Here is a 17,195-nt window from a genome sequence, read left to right as displayed (position 1 = left end):
ACCGCGGCACTTCCCCGTCAATTGCTTTTTTCCAGCGCGACAGTTGACTCCCAGCCTCCGCCCAGGGCCTTGTAAAGCGCCGCCAGCGCCGTTGCCGTGGCGGTTTCGCTCTGAGCCAGCTGGCTCTGGTCCTCCAGTAAACGCAATTCAGTGTCCAGTACGGTCAGGAAATCGGCCACGCCTTCCTCGAAGCGCAGGTGAGCCAATTCATGGGCTCTTTCGCTGGCTTTGGCGGCTGTAGCGAGCAATGCCTGCCGGGCCCGCTCGCGATTGTAGTTGACCAGCGCGTTTTCCGTTTCCTCCAAAGCGTTCAGCACAGTTTGCTCGTACTGGGCCAGACTGGCCTCGGCGCTGGCATCGGCGGCCTTGATGCGGGCATACACACGTCCCAGGTCCAGGGCGGCCCAGCTGATCCGGGGGCCTACGGAATAGGTGTCCGAACCCGCCGCGCCGACGCCTGACAGTGTGGTGGCTTCCAGGGATATGGTGCCGACAAATGTCACGCGCGGAAAAAGATCGGCCGTGGCGACGCCGATGCGGGCGGTGGCGGCGGCCAGCGTGCGTTCGGCAATGCGGATGTCGGAGCGGCGCCGCAGCAGTTCGGCGGGACTGCCGATCTGAATGGTCTCTGGAATTTTGGGCATCGGCGCCGGCTGTTCCAGCTCCCTGACCAGCGCATCCGGCAATTGGCCGGTCAACACGCCGAGCCGATGAATAGCCTGGTAGATAGCGTTTTCCAGCGGCGGGATGGTCGCCCGGGTGGAGTCGAGCTGGGCTACGGCCCTTGAGGTATCGAGTTCCGTGCCGCGTCCGCTGTCGAGCCGAACGCGTGTGATTTCCAGGGTTTGCGCCTGGTTTTCGGCGTTCTTTTTGGCCACGGCCAGCTGGTTTTGCAAACCGCGCAATTCGAAGTAATTTCGGGCCACTTCGGCGATCAGGGTGACGCTGAGATCGCGCAGACTGGCTTCCTGCGCCTCGACTTCATCGCTGCTCGCTTCGACGTTGCGCCGTACGCGGCCAAAGAAATCGACTTCCCAGAAAGCATCGAAGCCGATATTGTAGAGTTTCAGCTGACGCGGTGCATAACTCAGGTTGTTTAATGCGCCTCTACTGCGTTTCTGCTCGGTGTAATTGGCGTGCGAGCTTACGATGGGGGCCAGATTCAGCCCCGCTTCCAGGTAGAGCGCTCGTGCCTCGCGCAGATTGGCGCGGGCTGTTTCAAGGTCGCGGTTATGCTGAATGGTCTGATCGACCAGCGCCGTCAGTTGCCGGTCATCGAACAGCGTCCACCAATTTACTTCCACGCCTTGCCCGGAGAATTCAGGATGGACGGCATGGGTGAAGGCCTGGGGCGCGTCGGTCGCGGGCATTTCGTAGTCCGGGCCGACTGCGCAGGCGCTCAGCAGCGTAGCGCCCAGCAATGTCATGACGGTGCGGAAGTGAGTTCTGTGCTGGATCATAGGTCGTTACCGGATGAGGGCTCTTGGGGCAGTATATGGCTGGTCTTGGGACGGGCCGGCCGCAGGCGCTGCGCCAAGGCCTGTACGGTCACATAGAAGACCGGCGTCAGCAGCAGGCCGAAAAAGGTCACGCCGATCATGCCGCTGAACACGGCCGTGCCCAGCAGGCGCCGTGATTCGGCGCCCGCGCCTTCAGCGACCACCAGCGGAAACACGCCCATGATGAAGGCGAACGAAGTCATCAAAATAGGGCGCAATCGGACCCGGGAGGCTTCCACGGCGGCCTCGAAGCGGTTGAGACCGCTTTCCTGCCGCTGCTTGGCGAATTCCACGATCAAAATCGCGTTCTTGCTGGCCAGGCCCACCAGTACGATAAAGCCGATCTGCGTCAGAATGTTGTTGTCCATGTTGCTGAGCCATATGCCGGTCATCGACGACAGAATGCACATCGGCACGATCAGGATGACCGCAAACGGCAAGGACCAGCTTTCGTACTGGGCCGCCAGCGCCAGGAATACAAAGATGACGCTGAGCGGGAAAACCAGCAGGGCCACGTTTCCGGCCAATACCTGCTGCAGGCTGAGCTCGGTCCATTCGAAGTCGAATCCCGGCGGCAGTTCCGCATCCATCAGCCTGGTCATGATGTCGATGGCCTGCCCGGAGCTGACCCCCGGCAACGTGCCGCCATTGATTTCCGCCGATGGGTACATGTTGTAGCGGGTAATCTTGTCGGGTCCGGTCATTTCCTTGACATCGACCAGCGAGCCTAGCGGCACCATGCCGCCTTGCAGGTTGCGCGTCTTCAATTCCGCGATGTCGCCGGGCTTCATGCGGAACTCGGAGTCGGCCTGCGCCATGACCTGATAAGTCCGCCCGAAGCGGTTGAAGTCATTGACATAGAGCGAGCCCAGATAGATCTGCAGGGTATCAAACACTTCCTTCAGGGGCACATCCATGGATTTGGCGCGCGTGCGGTCGACATCCAGGAACAATTGCGGCACGCCGGACCGGAAGGTCGTGAATAATCCCACCAGGCCGGGCTGCTGATTGCCCTGGGCGATCATTTCCGTAGTCGCGCGTTGCAATTCCTCGATGCCGGCATCGGTTCGGTCCTGGATCTGCAGTTTGAAGCCTCCCACCGAACCCATGCCCCGGATAGGCGGCGGCGCGAACACGGCGATATGGGCATCTTCGACCTGGGCCAGACGCTGCTGGAGGTTTTTGATGACGGCGTCGGCATGCAGGTTCTCGTGACCGGCGCGCTGTTCGAAATCATCGAGCCGGGCGAACATGGTGGCGACGTTGGACTGGCTGGAGCCGCTCAGGATCGAAAAACCGGCGTAGGCGTTCAAGTGTTTGACGCCTTCGGTATTCAGAATGATATCCGTGGCCTGCCGGACCACGGCCTGGGTGCGCGCCAGCGAAGCCGCATCGGGCAGTTGCGCGTACATGATCAGGTAGCCTTGGTCCTGCTGCGGGATGAAGCCGGTCGGGACTTTTTCGAAAGCCAGGAAATTCAGCCCGTTCAGTCCGACGTAAAGCACCAGCACGACCGCGGTCGTGCGGATCAGCCGGCCGACCAGACGCGAATAGCCTTCGCTGAAGCGGTCAAAAAACTTGTTGAAGCCGTTGAAGAACCAGCCCAGCAGGCGATCGATCACCCGTGTAAGTCTGTCTTTGTTGCCATGCGCCCGATCCAGCAGCAATGCGCACAACGCCGGGCTCAGGGTCAGCGAGTTGAAGGTCGATATGACCGTGGAAATGGCGATGGTCAGCGCGAACTGTTTGTAGAAAGCGCCCGACACGCCGGTGATAAAAGCGGTCGGCACGAATACCGCGACCAATACCAGAGATGTGGCGATGATCGGGCCTACGACCTCGTCCATGGCCTTGCGCGTGGCGTCCCGGGCCGACAGGCCCATGGCGATGTGGCGCTCGACGTTCTCGACCACGACGATGGCGTCGTCCACGACGATGCCGATGGCGAGGACCAGGCCGAACAACGACAACGTGTTCAGGGACAGGCCCATGGCCGCCATGACGGCAAACGTACCAATCAACGAGACCGGTACGGCGAGCAACGGGATGATCGTCGCGCGCCAGTTCTGCAGGAAGATCACGACCACGACCACGACCAGCAGTATGGCTTCGAACAGCGTCATGACCACCGCATTGATGGATTGCTGAATGAAGACAACGGTGTCGTAGACCATATTGTATTCAAGGCCTTCGGGGAAGCGCGTCTTCAGTCTTTCCATGGCCTCGACGACCGCTTCCTTGGTGTCCAGGGCATTGGAGCCCGGCAACTGGAAAAGGGCGAGGCCGACGGTGGGTTCGCCGTCCAGGAACAAGCCCGAGTTGTAGTCCTTGGCGCCCAGTTCGATGCGGGCCACGTCCTTAAGCCGCGTCACCTGTCCGTCGGCACCTTGCTTGATTACGATGTCGGCGAACTGCTCGGCCTCCATGAGCCGCCCCAGCGTGCTGACCGTGTATTGAAAGTCGGTATTTTCCTTCGACGGCTGTTGGCCGACCACGCCGGCCGCGACCTGGATATTCTGCTCACGGATGGCGTTGACCACATCGCTGGCGGTCAGGTTGCGCGCCGCCACCTGTTCGGGATTCAGCCAGAGCCGCATGCTGTAGTCGCGGGCGCCGAACACCAGGATTTCACCGACGCCGGGCAGACGTGCCAGGGTATCCTTGATTTGCAGCAGCGCGTAGTTGCTCAGATAAACGCTGTCGTAGCGCTTGTCGGGAGAGATCAGGTTGACAACCAGACTCAAGTCCGGGCTGCGCTTTTTGACGCTGATGCCTTGCCGCCGGACTTCTTCCGGCAGCTTGGGTTCAGCCAGCGCCACGCGGTTCTGTACCAGCACCTGGGCCTTGTCCAGGTCCGCGCCTGGCTTGAAGGTGACCGTAAGAGCCATGTTGCCGCTGTTGGTGGATTGCGAGGACATGTACAGCATGTCCTCGACGCCGTTGACTTCCTGCTCTATGGGCGTCGCCACGGTTTCGGCCACCACCTGGGCGTTGGCGCCCGGGTAGGTGGTGCTGATGACCACGGTGGGCGGTGCGATTTCCGGGTATTGGGCAACAGGCAGGGCGATCAGCGCCAGGCCGCCGACCAATACGATCAGGATAGACAAGACCGACGCGAAGATCGGCCGATCGATAAAAAAGTGGGTGAAGCGATTCATGGTTTATTGCTCTTTAATACGGGGCGGCGAGCGAGAGGCGTTCCGGATTCACCTTAATGCCTGGTCTGAGTTTTTGCAGGCCTTCGATAACGACCCATTCTTCGGGCTTGACCCCTTCCTTGATCACGCGAGACTGGCCAATGTGAGCCCCCAGGGTCACTGGACGGTATTCGACCTGATTATCTTGATTGACGACCCAGACGAAGCGTTGCGCCTGATCCGTGGCGATGGCCCGATCAGGCAACAGAATAGCCGGGTAGGGGGTGCTGCCGCGCACACGCATGCGCGCGAAAAAGCCGGGACTCAGCAAGTCATCCGTGTTGGGGAACACGCCGCGCAACGTTACCGTGCCGGTGGCAGTGTCTTCGCGCGGCGAAATGTAATCGAGCGTGCCCTGATGCGGGAAATCATCCTCGTCCGCCACGGCCAGCCGCACAGGCGTTTGCCCGGCGCCGATATGCTGGCCCAGGCGGCGATACTTCAGCACCGAGCGCTCATCCGCGTCCACGTAGACATAAACCGGGTCGGTAGAGACGATGAAAGTCAGCCGGGTGGCATCGGCGCCGCCGCCGTTGACCAGGTTGCCCTCGGTGATCAGTTCACGGCCGATGCGTCCGTCTATCGGCGCGCGCACCTTGGTGTAATCCAGGTTCAGCCGGGCTGTATAAACATTGGCTTCCGCGGACTGAACCGCCGCCACGGCCTCGCGCAAGCCTTTGCTGCGGGCGTCGTGCTCTTCTTCGGAAATCGCTTTGGCGCGGAACAGGCGTTTAGCCCGTTCCAGGTCGTTCTTGGCCAGTTCGTGCTTGGCCCTGGCCCGTTCCAGTTCCGCTTCGGCATAGTTCAGTTGGGCTTTGAAGGGCTTGGGGTCGATCAGGAATAACAGGTCGCCTTTCTTTACCTTTTCCCCGGCCTTGAAATTGACTTTCTCAAGATAGCCGCTGACTCGTGCGCGCACATCCACTGAACTGACGGCTTCGATGCGGCCTGTGTATTCGTCCCATTCGGTAACATCCTGAGCCAACGGTTGGGCGATTTTGACATTGGGCGCCTGGCCCTGCGCCATTTGGGCTTCCGGTCCGTTTTGCTCACCGCATCCGGCCATTGCCGCCAAGGCGACGAAGGCTAGCAGGCCTTGCCACATGCGTTGCATTGATCTTTTTGGCGGGCCTGATCGATGGATGACAGTCGACATGCGCATTGCTTTTTTCATCCCTTTTGCACCTTGTTCTTGAAAGGAAAAATAAATGGTAAAAAATATTACCGTTTAATTTACGGTATGATCGTTGCCCGAGTCAACAAAGTTTTAAGAGTGCACACATGATTAAATGCGGACGGCCACGCAAGGGCGAGGAATCCCAGAGTCGAGATCGATTATTGGATTCCGCCCTCAGGCTTTTTTTGGAACATGGTTATGGAAGTGTGAGTCTGGAAACCGTTGCCAAGGATGCGCATGTGTCAATGCGCACCATTTACAATCAATTCGGCGGCAAGGCCGGATTGTTCGGCGCCGTCATAAAGCGTTGCAGCGATCCGTTTGTGACTGTGCTGTTGGAGGATGGGATCCTGGAAGGTCAGCCGGAGGACGCTTTAGCCGCCTTCGCCAGTCAGTTTCTGTACGGCATCACGCGACCCGATGCGGTACGCATACGCGCCATATTGATCGGTGAATCGCTAAAGTTTCCCGATCTCGCCATGCAATTCTATGAACAAGGGCCGCAGCGCACATTGGATCATCTCAGGCAATTTTTTGCCCGCCATCAACGGCTTGGCTATTTCGCCATCATGGATCCCCATTTTCTCGCCGAGCAGTTCCTGGGCGCATTGCGCGGTGAACGGATTCTGAAACTGCAGCTGGGTTTAGAGCCTACACCTGATGAGGCACAAATCAATACATGGGCGCGGCAGGTTACGACTTTATTTCTGCAGGGCTGCCTGACCGTCAGGCGGGAAAAATAGTTTACGCCTTCAGTATTACTGGATTTGAATAGCCCGAAGGCCGTGTCGGCATAAGAGGCAAGACTGAAAAGAAAAATCTCCCAAGGCAGGATGCCCTGGGAGTCATCCAATGACTACTTTGAAAAGTAGTCCAGATGGAGCACGTTAAGGGGAAAAACTCAATAATTAGATTCGTTTGGCGTTTTTTAGTTTAAGGTTCATGGCCAACACTGTTGGCAACAGCCGTAGATGCAAGCAACGTGGATGAGATTATGCAGTCGCCCGAAACAATCCCGAAAAACTCCGTTACCAAATCACTCCAGTAACAAATAGCCTTGGATGCTTCGTTCATTCTCAGTCCTTTTATATACGGTCAGAATCTGTTTTTGAAAGTCTTGATGCGACTATACGGATAGATTGGATAATTAACAATGAGCCAAAAAGAACATGGATCGTTTCTTTTATTGCAGTAGTCGTGCGATAAACATTAATGCCTTTAGAGTAGATCGGTTTTATTCGGGCGATGAAATCAATGCCAAACAGTCTGGTCTAATTTTTTGACATTACCCCATTTGCGCACAGACGGTTTTCTATCCTGTTTACCGCGCTAGAAAAAACGATATCGGGCGGATTGTCATTAGTTATTTTCAGAACTGATTTGCAATATAAAGGTAGGTGCCGAATCGACATGATGGATTCGCCGAGAACATTTGCATCCTTGGTCAAGCAGCATTCCTATAAAGGCAAAAAGGCAGCCCCATTGTGCAGCTTTTCATTTTTTCTCGGGGCCGGTTTTCCTAAATCGTGGGATGAAAGATTTCCGCTGGAAAACCAGTTGTTCGAATTCAAGTATCAGGAATGGAACCCGTGCGGCAGGGCTTTGGAGCAGTTTCTTATGCTCAATAACTACCAAACCCACAAACTGGATATTTCTCCCGAGCTTTTTAAGGATATAGTTTATCAGATAGGCATGATGAAAAAATATGCCTCTGTCAGGTCCAGATATCTTGATGAACAGAATATCGCTATCGTCGAAAACGAGCTCAAGGCGCTGATCGTTAAGAAATTTAAAAACACGGCGCCTTTATATGCTTTCAATCAGGATCTGAACAAGATTTGTTTTGATGCCCCATTAACCGATGAACAGGATACTATCCAGCAGCTCTTCTTACGGCTGTTCAAGGACTCTGACGGCGCCGAACGGTTGCCCGAAGGCATCCGGCCGCACTTTATTACCACCAACTATGATGCCGCTATTGAGGCCATTCTGGACAATTGTGCCGGATCGAATGGTTCGTTTCTGCGCTATACCTATCGGGGGATTACGCCGAGACAGTGTTCCGGTGAAAACAGCGGTACGGCGATACACGTTCATGGACTGGTCAATAATCTGCTAAAAATCAACGGCGGCTTTGAGATTTATGAAACAGCTGCCGGCTACGAATTTGACTACAGCGAAAGAGACTTTCACAGCTTGAAATTAAATCCGCCGCAGATCATGCTGCCCTCGCATGAGCAGGATTATCAGCAAAAATATTTTCAGGCCATCTTTCCCAAAGCGATCCGGCTACTGCAGGAGTCGATCGTGTTAGTCATCGTCGGCTACAGCCTGCCGGAAGAAGACGCGTTGGTGCGGTTGATGCTCAAGCAGTTCGCGGAAGACCGCAGCGACGGTTATAACAAGACAGTGTTCTACATCGATCTGGCTATCGACGATACGCAAATAGGCCGCATCAATGAAATCTTCCACCATACCGGCGAACGAAAAGGCTTAACCGTTATTTCTTATACCGGCAAGTTCTCCGCCTGGGCAAAAGCGGTATTGGAGGCTCTGGATTGATCAACTGAATGGGCCGATGCCGAGGCCGCGCCATCGATCGCATTCGTGCGCACAATACCGGGCTTATTTTTATCCGCCCGCATTTAAAGATGCCTGCAATTTGCCATTAATTGAATATTCGTTATATAACATTCGGTTATTCCATGCAGACCGGATGTCGCGAAATAGCTAATGAAAAGATTTTTTTTATTGATGATCAAGCTTTGGCGGCAACAGCTGAAGCTCTACTTTGCCGCTGCGATTGTTGGGGCATTAATCGGCATTTTCATTTTGGCGCCGAGCTACGACTATATCAATTCGCACGAGCGGGCGGCCGATCCCGTCTCGTCCATTGAATATGTCCTGAGTCAAGTCAAGGACATGCTGATGGGGCGGGTGGCGCCGAATAATCTTATCGTATTCTATGCGGAAATCGGCGCAATGTTGGGCTTGTTATCCCTGGGGCTATACAGGGTCTTGCATCAGCGCTTATTACGCATCGAACAATTAAAATTGGAGCTTGATAAGGATTTGCCTTCGATTATCAGGCAAGGGGAGGGCCCGTTGCTGGAATTCAAGTCTTCATTTCGCTGGGATATGGCGGAGTCGCGCATTAACCGGGCTCTTGAAGGTGTGGTGTTGAAAACCCTGGCCGGTTTTTTGAATAGTCATGAGGGCGGCACATTGCTGATCGGCATTGCCGATAACGGTGAAGTGGTTGGCCTTGAAAAAGATTATCAAACGCTTAAAAGACAGGATCAGGATGGCTTCGAACAAACTATCATGACGGCCATTTCGACGAATCTGGGCGCCGATCTTTGTTCTTTCGTGCATGTTTTATTTCATGTCATTGACGGCAAGGAAGTTTGCCGCCTTATCGTTTCGCCTTCTATCAGGCCCGTGTTCTTTAACCAGGGCAACACGCCAAAATTTTATGTCAGAACTGGCGGCGGCACGCGCGATCTGAATATTCAGGAGGCATTGGGCTATATTTCCGGCAGATGGAAGCATGCGCAATGATTCAACCTCCTTGGCGTTTCTTATGGCTAACGCTCATTATTTAGAAAAAAAGTCCACTTCATCGGGTTTGGCATAATCGACGCCGACGCTGATCACGAAGCTCGAGACCTCTTCAATATTCATGTTTGACTTGACGACCTTGTCCTTGTGAACCATGACGGTAAAGCCGGAGGTGGGGTTGGGGGAGGTTGGAATATACAAAACATAGCTGTCATTTATACGATTGGTGACATAAGCCGGCACCCACATGCCGTCTTTAGGGTACTCGACATAAACAATTTCACGGACTTGAGGGTCTTTGGTCGTGAAAAACAACCGGATCAGCTTTCTTGTGACCCGATAAATGCTGCCGATAATGGGGATACGCTGGATCAGTCCTTCCAGATAATACAGCAAATGCGCTCTGTCATGCTTGAGCAGTTTGCCGAAATAAGCCAGTAACGCGATGGCCACCATAAACAAAGCAATGGTCACCAGCGGGTTTTCGTATTGGCCATGGACGAGTAATACAAAGTCCGCCAATAAATGTTCAACATAGATAACAATCTGAAATACTAGGGCTATCGGGAGAAACGCGGCCACGCCGATCAGTACGTAATCTATCAACAGTTTAAGTTTGTCTTTCATGGTTGTTTCCTTATTTACCGTTATAATGAAGCGCTTTTTCATCTTAACGCTATTGTCAATTATGGGCTATACCATCTAGGTTTTTGTCAATCATAAACCGGTATTTGGATTTCATGCGGTCTTTATTATCCCAGACAAGTTTCCGCAAGAGGACAGAAACTTCATTGCGCATTTTTTTAGTCCGGTTCAGATTTTGCATGGTGTTATGAAATATCTTCATCCTGCTAACCCCCCAGAGTCAACGCAACCAAGGCATTTGCCTTGCAAACCATTCTGAGTATCACCGGGCTTGCCGGACAGGTAAAGATAGCCGGCATCATCGCGGCGGCAATAACAGGTAAAAATCCATCGCTGTGCTCTGCGGGCATAGCGCAAGGGTATGTCTATGCAGTAGAGCGATGCTTGTCATGTTCGGAAGACGACTGTGCCATTTTAATTGCTGGCCTGGGTCTGCCTTGTGGTCAGGAGTTCCGATCAGGCTACGGCTGTTTAGCGATGAGGTATATAATTTTTGACGACTCATCCGTTTGGCCGCACAATCATATAATCAGACATGCAAGTGACTGTTTTTGAATAGTTAAAAACAGTCTTGATGTTCTTCACGGATTGCTCCGCGAGGTGTAGAGCCATCACAAGCGAACCATCAGGGAGATCTGGCTCAAACCAAAATGCAGGCTGTTGAATTCAAAACAACTCGCTGCGATTAAAACATTTTTATTAACAATTATTTGTATCACTATTTATTGAAATTATTCGAATATAACAGGATATGTAATACATGATGGAATTAATTTGGGTGGGCTCGGCTTATCTCATCGGCATGATCGCCAATCGTTTATCTTTTCCGCCGCTGGTCGGTTATTTGGCTGCAGGCTATATTCTGCACGCCATGGGCGTGGAATCCGCACAAACCCTGACACATCTGGCGGATATCGGCATCGAGTTACTGCTGTTCACGGTAGGCTTGAAGCTTAAATTAAGTTCCCTTGTGCGGCGCGAAGTGTTAAGCGTCGGCGGCTTGCATTTAGCGCTGGTAACCGGTTTTTCCGGCTTTGTTTTTCTGTTATTGGGCGAACAGATGACCGGCGGTTTGATACTGGGCGCGAGCTTGGCTTTCTCCAGCACCGTGCTTGCGATCAAGGTGCTGGAGGACAATGGCGAGCTTTCTTCCCTGCATGGCCGGGATGTGCTCAGCATTCTGATTTTTCAGGATATCGTAGCGATCGTGTTGCTGGCTTTTGCCGACGGCAGACAGCCCTCGTATTGGGCCTTCGCGCTATTGCTTGTGCCGTTGCTGCGTCCGCTGGCGCATCGCTTGCTCACATATACCCGTGCTAATGAGCTAAAGCTGCTGTTGGGTGTCTCTCTGGCACTCGCCGGAGGGGTAACATCTGAAAACGTCGGCATTTCACCCGATATCGGTGCCTTGCTGATGGGCGTGATGCTGTCTGCTCACCCTGAAATCGACGAACTTACCAGTAAACTTTGGGGGCTCAAGGAAGTCTTCCTCGTGGCGTTTTTCCTGCAAATCGGTCTGTCCGATCTGCCGAATACCGACCAAGTCATCGACGCGCTTGAATTACTGCTAATCTTGCCGCTGCAGGGACTCTTGTTCTTCGTATTGTTTTTGCTGGCCGGATTACGTGCGCGCACCGCCTTCATTTCATCGCTGGCTTTGATGACCTATAGCGAGTTCGCATTGATCACGACCGGTGCGGTAGTGAAAGCGGGCTTGTTAGCGCCGGAATGGAACGCCACCATCGCCTTGGCCGTAGCCGGATCGCTTGCGGTCGCGGCGCCGTTGAACCGGTATTCGCATCGCCTGTTTTCATGGCTTGAGCCCGTGCTGGTCCGTTTCGAGAAGAAAACCTGGCATCCGGACCGACTTCCCGAGTCCATCGGCGCGGCGGAATGGCTGGTCGTAGGCATGGGCCGTACCGGACTTTCCGCCTATCTGACCCTGCATCGGCAGGAGAGGCGGGTCGTCGGCCTGGATGCCGACCCGACCGTTCTGGAAAGTCTGCTGGCCGAGGGGCGACGCGTAATTTACGGCGATGCCGGCGACCCCGAGCTCTGGTCGGGACTAGCCTTGAACAAGGTCAGAGGCATTATTTTAACGCTGCCTGAATTTGATGCGCGTTGCTGGGCTGTGAGCCAGCTCAGGAAGAATGGCTATTCAGGGCAGATAGGAACAATTTGTTATCATGCCGAAGAGGAAGAGCAATTGGAGCAGCTCGGAGCGAATTTTATTATCCATCCGCTGGTTGAGGCCGGCAATCAGTTGGCCCGGCAAATAGTTGAGTCCCAAGCCGGGTTCAATGCCTTGGGTAATCAGATGATCAAGAGCGCATCTGCGGGTGATCCCTGCATTGAAACGGCCCCTTGTGCTTTCAGTGAAGAAGCCGTGCCGCTGGAGCAGGAAGGCGCCGAAAAGGTTGTTATCCGGCAAGATTGAGCGAGAGCGAAACAGGAAGCTGTCGAGAATCGCTAGCTTTAGATGTCAGCTCCGTGTGGATCGGCGTTATTTTCTGCTGGTGACGATGGCGGTCAGCCTGGTCGCCTCGCCGCATAGCTGCATGGCTTATTCGCCGATTTCCGGCACGCCATGCGGCGCGAACGTACAGGCAGCGGATTGAATGCCGCTCATCAAGGTAAGGTTGTGCCGATGCTCGTCGGCCAAAACAATATCCAAATTCCACTAAAAAGGAAATCGTACACTTACCGAGTCAAGAGACGGCTTCCGCTGCTGTCTGGGCTTCCTGTCCGGTTGGTTTTTTCAGGCAGAAGAAAAATAAAAATTGACCCGCTGATGAAATTTATATATGGTTATCCATATATTTATAACTGAAATCCCCATGATGACACCAGCTCAATTTTTTAAATCCCTGTCTGACGATACGCGCTTGCGCTGTGTGACGTTGCTGCAAAAAGAGGGAAAGCTCTGCGTTTGCGAGCTGACAGCGGCGCTGGGTTTGTCCCAACCCAAAATTTCGCGGCATCTGGCGCAATTGCGTCAATGCGGTCTGTTGCAGGACAGCCGCGAGGGGCAGTGGGTTTATTACCAGATCAATCCGAAACTGCCTGACTGGGCGTTTCCGATTCTGGAAAACGCGCTAATGGCTGTCAATAAAAACGGCCAGTTTGAAAAGGACCTCGAGCGCTTGCATGACATGGAGTGCCGGCCTGAAATAGCGGCATGCGGCTGATTTAGTTTCATCGAAATATATGCTTATTCGTATATCAGTTTAAGGATATTTTTATGAAAAGACTCGATATGCTCCCTGCAACAGTAAGCCTCGATCAGATACACAGGCCATGCCGTTTTACCCGGAACCTGACTGGCGCCGGCGGCGCTGCAAAACGTCCGATATGCCTGAAAGTCGGGCTGGACCGCATAATCAACCTACAACCTAAAGTTTTAAGGAGAACCTTTATGACAAGCCTAGTATTCGACCCCGTGCTGTACCGCGGCATGGAAGATAACAACATGGCGATGGAGCAGGAGAGAAAACATGTCTGATTCATTGAATGATTTACCCAATATTGAGCGCGACCTGTTCCGTATCCCGGATCCGGAGCAGTTGCGGCCGGCGAATCCTTCCACGCATGCCCCGCGTTTCCTGATGCTGTACGGCTCCTTGCGTGAGCGTTCCTTCAGTCGCTTGCTGGCCGAAGAAGCCGCCCGACTGCTTCGAGCCATGGGCGGCGAGGTGCGGATCTTCAATCCCAGCGGCCTGCCGCTGCCTGACGATGCACCTGAGAGTCATCCCAAGGTGGTGGAACTACGGGAACTGACTCAGTGGGCCGAAGGCATGGTCTGGTGCTCGCCGGAACGCCATGGCGCCATGACCGGCATCATCAAGACACAGATCGACTGGATTCCTTTGTCCCTGGGGGCCGTGCGCCCAACCCAGGGGAAGACCTTGGCGCTGATGCAGGTGTCGGGTGGCTCGCAGTCCTTCAACGCCGTCAATCAGATGCGCGTCCTGGGGCGCTGGATGCGCATGCTCACTATTCCCAATCAGTCGTCGGTCGCCAAGGCCTTTCTGGAATTTGACGATAACAACCGGATGAAACCGTCCGCTTATTACGATCGGGTCGTCGATGTGATGGAGGAACTGTTTAAGTTCACGCTACTGACCCGGGATGTGGCGCCTTATCTGGTTGACCGCTACAGCGAACGCAAGGAAAGCGCCGAGGAACTGTCCCGGCGGGTTAATCAACGGGTAATCTAGTCAGACCATGCTGCCGGAACGTGACTGTTATTTTTAATTTTATGTTTTTTGGAGACTCCAGATGAAACTCATTCAAGTATTCGATCCCGCGTTGTGCTGCAGCACCGGCGTCTGCGGTGTTGATGTCGATCAGCAATTGGTCGATTTTTCCGCCGACATGAACTGGGCGAAAGAACAGGGCGCACAAATCGAGCGTTTCAACCTTGCACAGCAGCCCACGGCCTTTGCGGAGAACGCTGTCGTCAAAGGTTTTCTTGAACGCTCCGGCGCGGAAGCGCTGCCGCTGATTCTGGTCGGTGGCGAAGTGGCTTTGGCTGGCCGTTACCCCAGTCGTGCGGAATTGGCCGAATGGCTAGGTCTCGCTGTGGCTTCCTCGATTTTTACGGAACAGGTCGCCGAACTCGTGGCCATCGGCGCTGCTATCGCCGCCAATTGCGAACCTTGCTTTAAATACCATTACGACCAAGCGCGTAAACTCGGCGTCAGCAACACGGATATGCGCCGAGCTGTGGATCTTGCCCAGATGGTCAAGGATACACCCGCCCGGGCCATGCTGGATATTGCCCAGCGCTATCTCGGGCCGCAAGTTTTGCCCCATGCTGAGGTGAAAGCGAGCCCATGTTGCAGCACAGCTTCGGTCATCACCGTTTGATAAAAAATGCCATGTGTGTCTATCCGAGCGAGATATTAGGAGTCGCCCATGAAATTTCTTGACCAGCCGCCGCGCTTCCTGTTTTTTACCGGCAAAGGCGGGGTGGGAAAAACCTCGATTGCCTGCGCCACGGCGATACAACTCGCGGAAGCCGGACGGCACGTGCTGCTGGTCAGTACCGATCCGGCATCCAATGTGGGGCAGGTGTTCGGCATCGGCATCGGCAACAAAATCACCGCGATTGTCGATGTGCCGGGTCTGGCTGCCCTGGAAATCGACCCGCAGGCGGCGGCCCAGGCGTATCGCGACCGGATCGTCGGCCCGGTGCGCGGGCTATTGCCGGATGCGACGGTAAAAGGCATTGAAGAACAGCTGTCTGGCGCCTGCACGACCGAAATTGCCGCCTTCGACGAATTCACCGTGCTGCTGACCGAATCGGCGTTGACGGCCGGCTATGACCACATTGTTTTCGATACCGCGCCCACCGGCCACACCATCCGTCTGCTGCAACTACCCGGTGCCTGGAGCGGCTTTCTTGAGGCGGGCAAGGGCGATGCCTCCTGCCTCGGCCCCCTGGCCGGCCTGGAAAAGCAGCGGGAGCAGTACAAGGCGGCAGTGGATGCGCTGGCCGATGAGGCCCGCACCCGGCTGATCCTGGTGGCCCGCGCCCAGCAGGCCACCTTGCGCGAAGTCGCCCGCACGCATGAGGAGTTGGCCGCGATCGGCCTGTCCCAGCAATATCTGGTGATCAACGGCATCCTGCCACACGCCGAAATCGACAAAGATCCACTGGCCGCGGCCATACACGAGCGTGAGCAGGCCGCGCTGAAGGCCATCCCGGAAATGTTAAAAACACTGCCTTGCGATCAGGTCATGCTGAAACCGTTCAATCTGGTCGGCGTGGAAAACCTGCGCCAGCTGTTGCTGGATACGCCCGTGCAAGGGGAAGCCAGGGTGGCTGTCCCGGCCGAGCTCGACGTACCCAGCCTTTCCGAGCTGGTTGATGATATCGCCAAAGACGGTCATGGCCTCGTGATGCTAATGGGCAAAGGCGGCGTGGGCAAAACCACGCTGGCCGCTGCGGTCGCCGTGGAGCTGGCGCATCGCGGCCTGCCGGTGCATCTGACGACCTCCGATCCGGCCGCGCACCTGGCCGAAACGCTGAACGGCGCGCTCGACAACCTGACCGTCAGCCGCATCGACCCGGAAGAGGAGACCGAGCGCTACCGCCAGCATGTGCTGAAGACCAAAGGCGCCAAGCTCGATGCCCAGGGCCTCGCCCTGCTCGAAGAAGACCTGCGCTCGCCCTGCACCGAGGAGATTGCGGTATTCCAGGCGTTTTCCCACATCATCCGCGAAGCGGGCAGGCAGTTTGTGGTGATGGATACCGCACCCACCGGCCACACCCTGCTGCTGCTCGATGCGACCGGCGCCTATCACCGTGAGGTGACGCGCCAGATGGGCAAGTCCGGCCTGCATTACACCACGCCGATGATGCAATTGCAGGATACCCGGCGGACCAAGGTGCTGATCGCCGCGCTGGCCGAAACCACGCCGGTTCTGGAGGCCGCCAGCCTGCAGGACGACTTGCGCCGGGCCGGCATCGAACCCTGGGCCTGGATCATCAACATGAGCGTCGCCGCGGCCGAGCCTGAATCATCCCTGCTGCGCCGGCGCGCCGCCAACGAGCTGCGCGAGATCGACGCCGTGGCCAGTCGTCATGCCCAACGCTATGCGGTCGTGCCGCTGTTGAGGGAAGAACCGGTAGGCACAGAACGCCTGCGTATGCTCATCAATCCGCAGGCTTAGGGAGATGTTGATCCGAGATTTCATCTCCCGAAGAAGTTAGGAACGGGAATGAAATAAGACCCGCAATTGAGGCAGGATTTCTGTTCCTATTCAACGACTTGTATGATTAAAACCAAGCAACTTAACGCGTTTTCATTAGAATAGGAATTCTAGTGAAAAAAGGCTGAGGTAGACCGACACGACTTAGGTGTATTTAATAACATCGTCATGCAGCAAAGATCGCTTCAGCCTACTTTTTAAAACTCGAACAGTTGTCAGGAACACGTTGTGATTCCGTATTTTACAAGAATGAGTGCTAAAGGTAATTATTATGTCAGACCCTATAGAGGTTCAATCAGCGCCTATCAAAAAATTGCAGATGATTGGTGTTGATGTTGCTAAACAAAAGCTTGATGTCTCTGTTGACGACAACACCGCTCTAACAATTGATAATCATGA

At 54.8% G+C, this 17,195-nt stretch carries 14 protein-coding genes and 1 pseudogene; 11 read left to right on the top strand and 4 right to left on the bottom strand.

Annotated features, from left to right (window positions below; genetic code table 11):
• Positions 1 to 17: 17 nt before the first annotated feature.
• The 3 genes from EK22_RS00065 to EK22_RS00055 are packed head-to-tail and all read right to left on the bottom strand — an operon-like array spanning position 18 to position 5,801.
• Entirely contained in the window at positions 18 to 1,460 is a 1,443-nt protein-coding gene (locus EK22_RS00065) for an efflux transporter outer membrane subunit (RefSeq protein WP_036246898.1), read from the bottom strand.
• Complete coding sequence (locus EK22_RS00060; RefSeq protein WP_036246896.1) at positions 1,457 to 4,657, bottom strand: efflux RND transporter permease subunit; 3,201 nt, start codon at positions 4,655 to 4,657, stop codon at positions 1,457 to 1,459. Before EK22_RS00060 ends, EK22_RS00065 begins: the two co-directional genes overlap by 4 nt.
• A 13-nt stretch (positions 4,658 to 4,670) precedes the next feature.
• Positions 4,671 to 5,801 carry an efflux RND transporter periplasmic adaptor subunit gene (locus tag EK22_RS00055; protein WP_036246894.1) on the bottom strand — a complete coding sequence of 377 codons (1,131 nt, stop codon included), beginning with the start codon at positions 5,799 to 5,801 and terminating at the stop codon, positions 4,671 to 4,673.
• A gap of 176 nt (positions 5,802 to 5,977) precedes the next feature.
• Here EK22_RS00055 and EK22_RS00050 point away from each other — a divergent pair, with 176 nt between their 5' ends.
• From EK22_RS00050 to EK22_RS00040, 3 genes are all read left to right on the top strand, one after another.
• On the top strand, positions 5,978 to 6,616 hold the full coding sequence (locus EK22_RS00050) for a TetR/AcrR family transcriptional regulator (protein WP_036246892.1): 639 nt from the start codon (positions 5,978 to 5,980) through the stop codon (positions 6,614 to 6,616).
• Between the two features lie 667 nt (positions 6,617 to 7,283).
• Positions 7,284 to 8,435, top strand: coding sequence for an SIR2 family protein (locus EK22_RS00045; RefSeq protein WP_051961546.1), 1,152 nt, complete (start codon positions 7,284 to 7,286; stop codon positions 8,433 to 8,435).
• A gap of 171 nt (positions 8,436 to 8,606) precedes the next feature.
• Positions 8,607 to 9,434, top strand: a complete 828-nt coding sequence (locus tag EK22_RS00040; protein ID WP_020157025.1) for an AlbA family DNA-binding domain-containing protein — start codon at positions 8,607 to 8,609, stop codon at positions 9,432 to 9,434.
• A gap of 36 nt (positions 9,435 to 9,470) precedes the next feature.
• Here the strand turns inward: EK22_RS00040 and EK22_RS00035 are convergent, their stop codons facing one another.
• Positions 9,471 to 10,061, bottom strand: coding sequence for a DUF502 domain-containing protein (locus EK22_RS00035; RefSeq protein WP_027146896.1), 591 nt, complete (start codon positions 10,059 to 10,061; stop codon positions 9,471 to 9,473).
• A gap of 778 nt (positions 10,062 to 10,839) precedes the next feature.
• Here EK22_RS00035 and EK22_RS00030 point away from each other — a divergent pair.
• The 8 genes and pseudogenes from EK22_RS00030 (at position 10,840) to arsA (ending at position 16,757) form a co-directional block, all read left to right on the top strand.
• Entirely contained in the window at positions 10,840 to 12,516 is a 1,677-nt protein-coding gene (locus EK22_RS00030; protein ID WP_036246888.1) for a cation:proton antiporter domain-containing protein, read from the top strand.
• A 55-nt stretch (positions 12,517 to 12,571) separates the two neighbouring features.
• Entirely contained in the window at positions 12,572 to 12,697 is a 126-nt protein-coding gene (locus EK22_RS25400) for a hypothetical protein (protein WP_255360556.1), read from the top strand.
• A gap of 222 nt (positions 12,698 to 12,919) precedes the next feature.
• Complete coding sequence (locus EK22_RS00025; protein ID WP_304413691.1) at positions 12,920 to 13,267, top strand: metalloregulator ArsR/SmtB family transcription factor; 348 nt, start codon at positions 12,920 to 12,922, stop codon at positions 13,265 to 13,267.
• A 53-nt stretch (positions 13,268 to 13,320) separates the two neighbouring features.
• A complete protein-coding gene (locus EK22_RS00020; RefSeq protein WP_036246886.1) occupies positions 13,321 to 13,581 on the top strand; it encodes a hypothetical protein in 261 nt (86 codons plus the stop codon).
• Positions 13,574 to 14,296 (top strand): arsenical resistance protein ArsH, encoded by a 723-nt coding sequence (arsH, locus tag EK22_RS00015; protein ID WP_036246884.1) that lies wholly within the window; start codon positions 13,574 to 13,576, stop codon positions 14,294 to 14,296. Before EK22_RS00020 ends, arsH begins: the two co-directional genes overlap by 8 nt.
• A 61-nt stretch (positions 14,297 to 14,357) precedes the next feature.
• Positions 14,358 to 14,672: pseudogene (gene arsD / locus EK22_RS25090) on the top strand (arsenite efflux transporter metallochaperone ArsD); the annotation flags it as partial.
• Positions 14,661 to 14,948: a carboxymuconolactone decarboxylase family protein gene (locus EK22_RS25085; protein ID WP_235209192.1), complete on the top strand. Its 288-nt coding sequence runs from the start codon at positions 14,661 to 14,663 to the stop codon at positions 14,946 to 14,948. The pseudogene arsD and the gene EK22_RS25085, both read left to right, overlap by 12 nt.
• A 48-nt stretch (positions 14,949 to 14,996) precedes the next feature.
• Entirely contained in the window at positions 14,997 to 16,757 is a 1,761-nt protein-coding gene (gene arsA / locus EK22_RS00005; RefSeq protein ID WP_036246882.1) for an arsenical pump-driving ATPase, read from the top strand.
• Positions 16,758 to 17,195: the final 438 nt, after the last annotated feature.

The sequence above is a fragment of the Methylobacter sp. BBA5.1 genome (genome assembly GCF_000746145.1).
Lineage (GTDB): Bacteria > Pseudomonadota > Gammaproteobacteria > Methylococcales > Methylomonadaceae > Methylobacter > Methylobacter marinus.
This window is presented reverse-complemented; position numbering and strand designations above follow the sequence as displayed.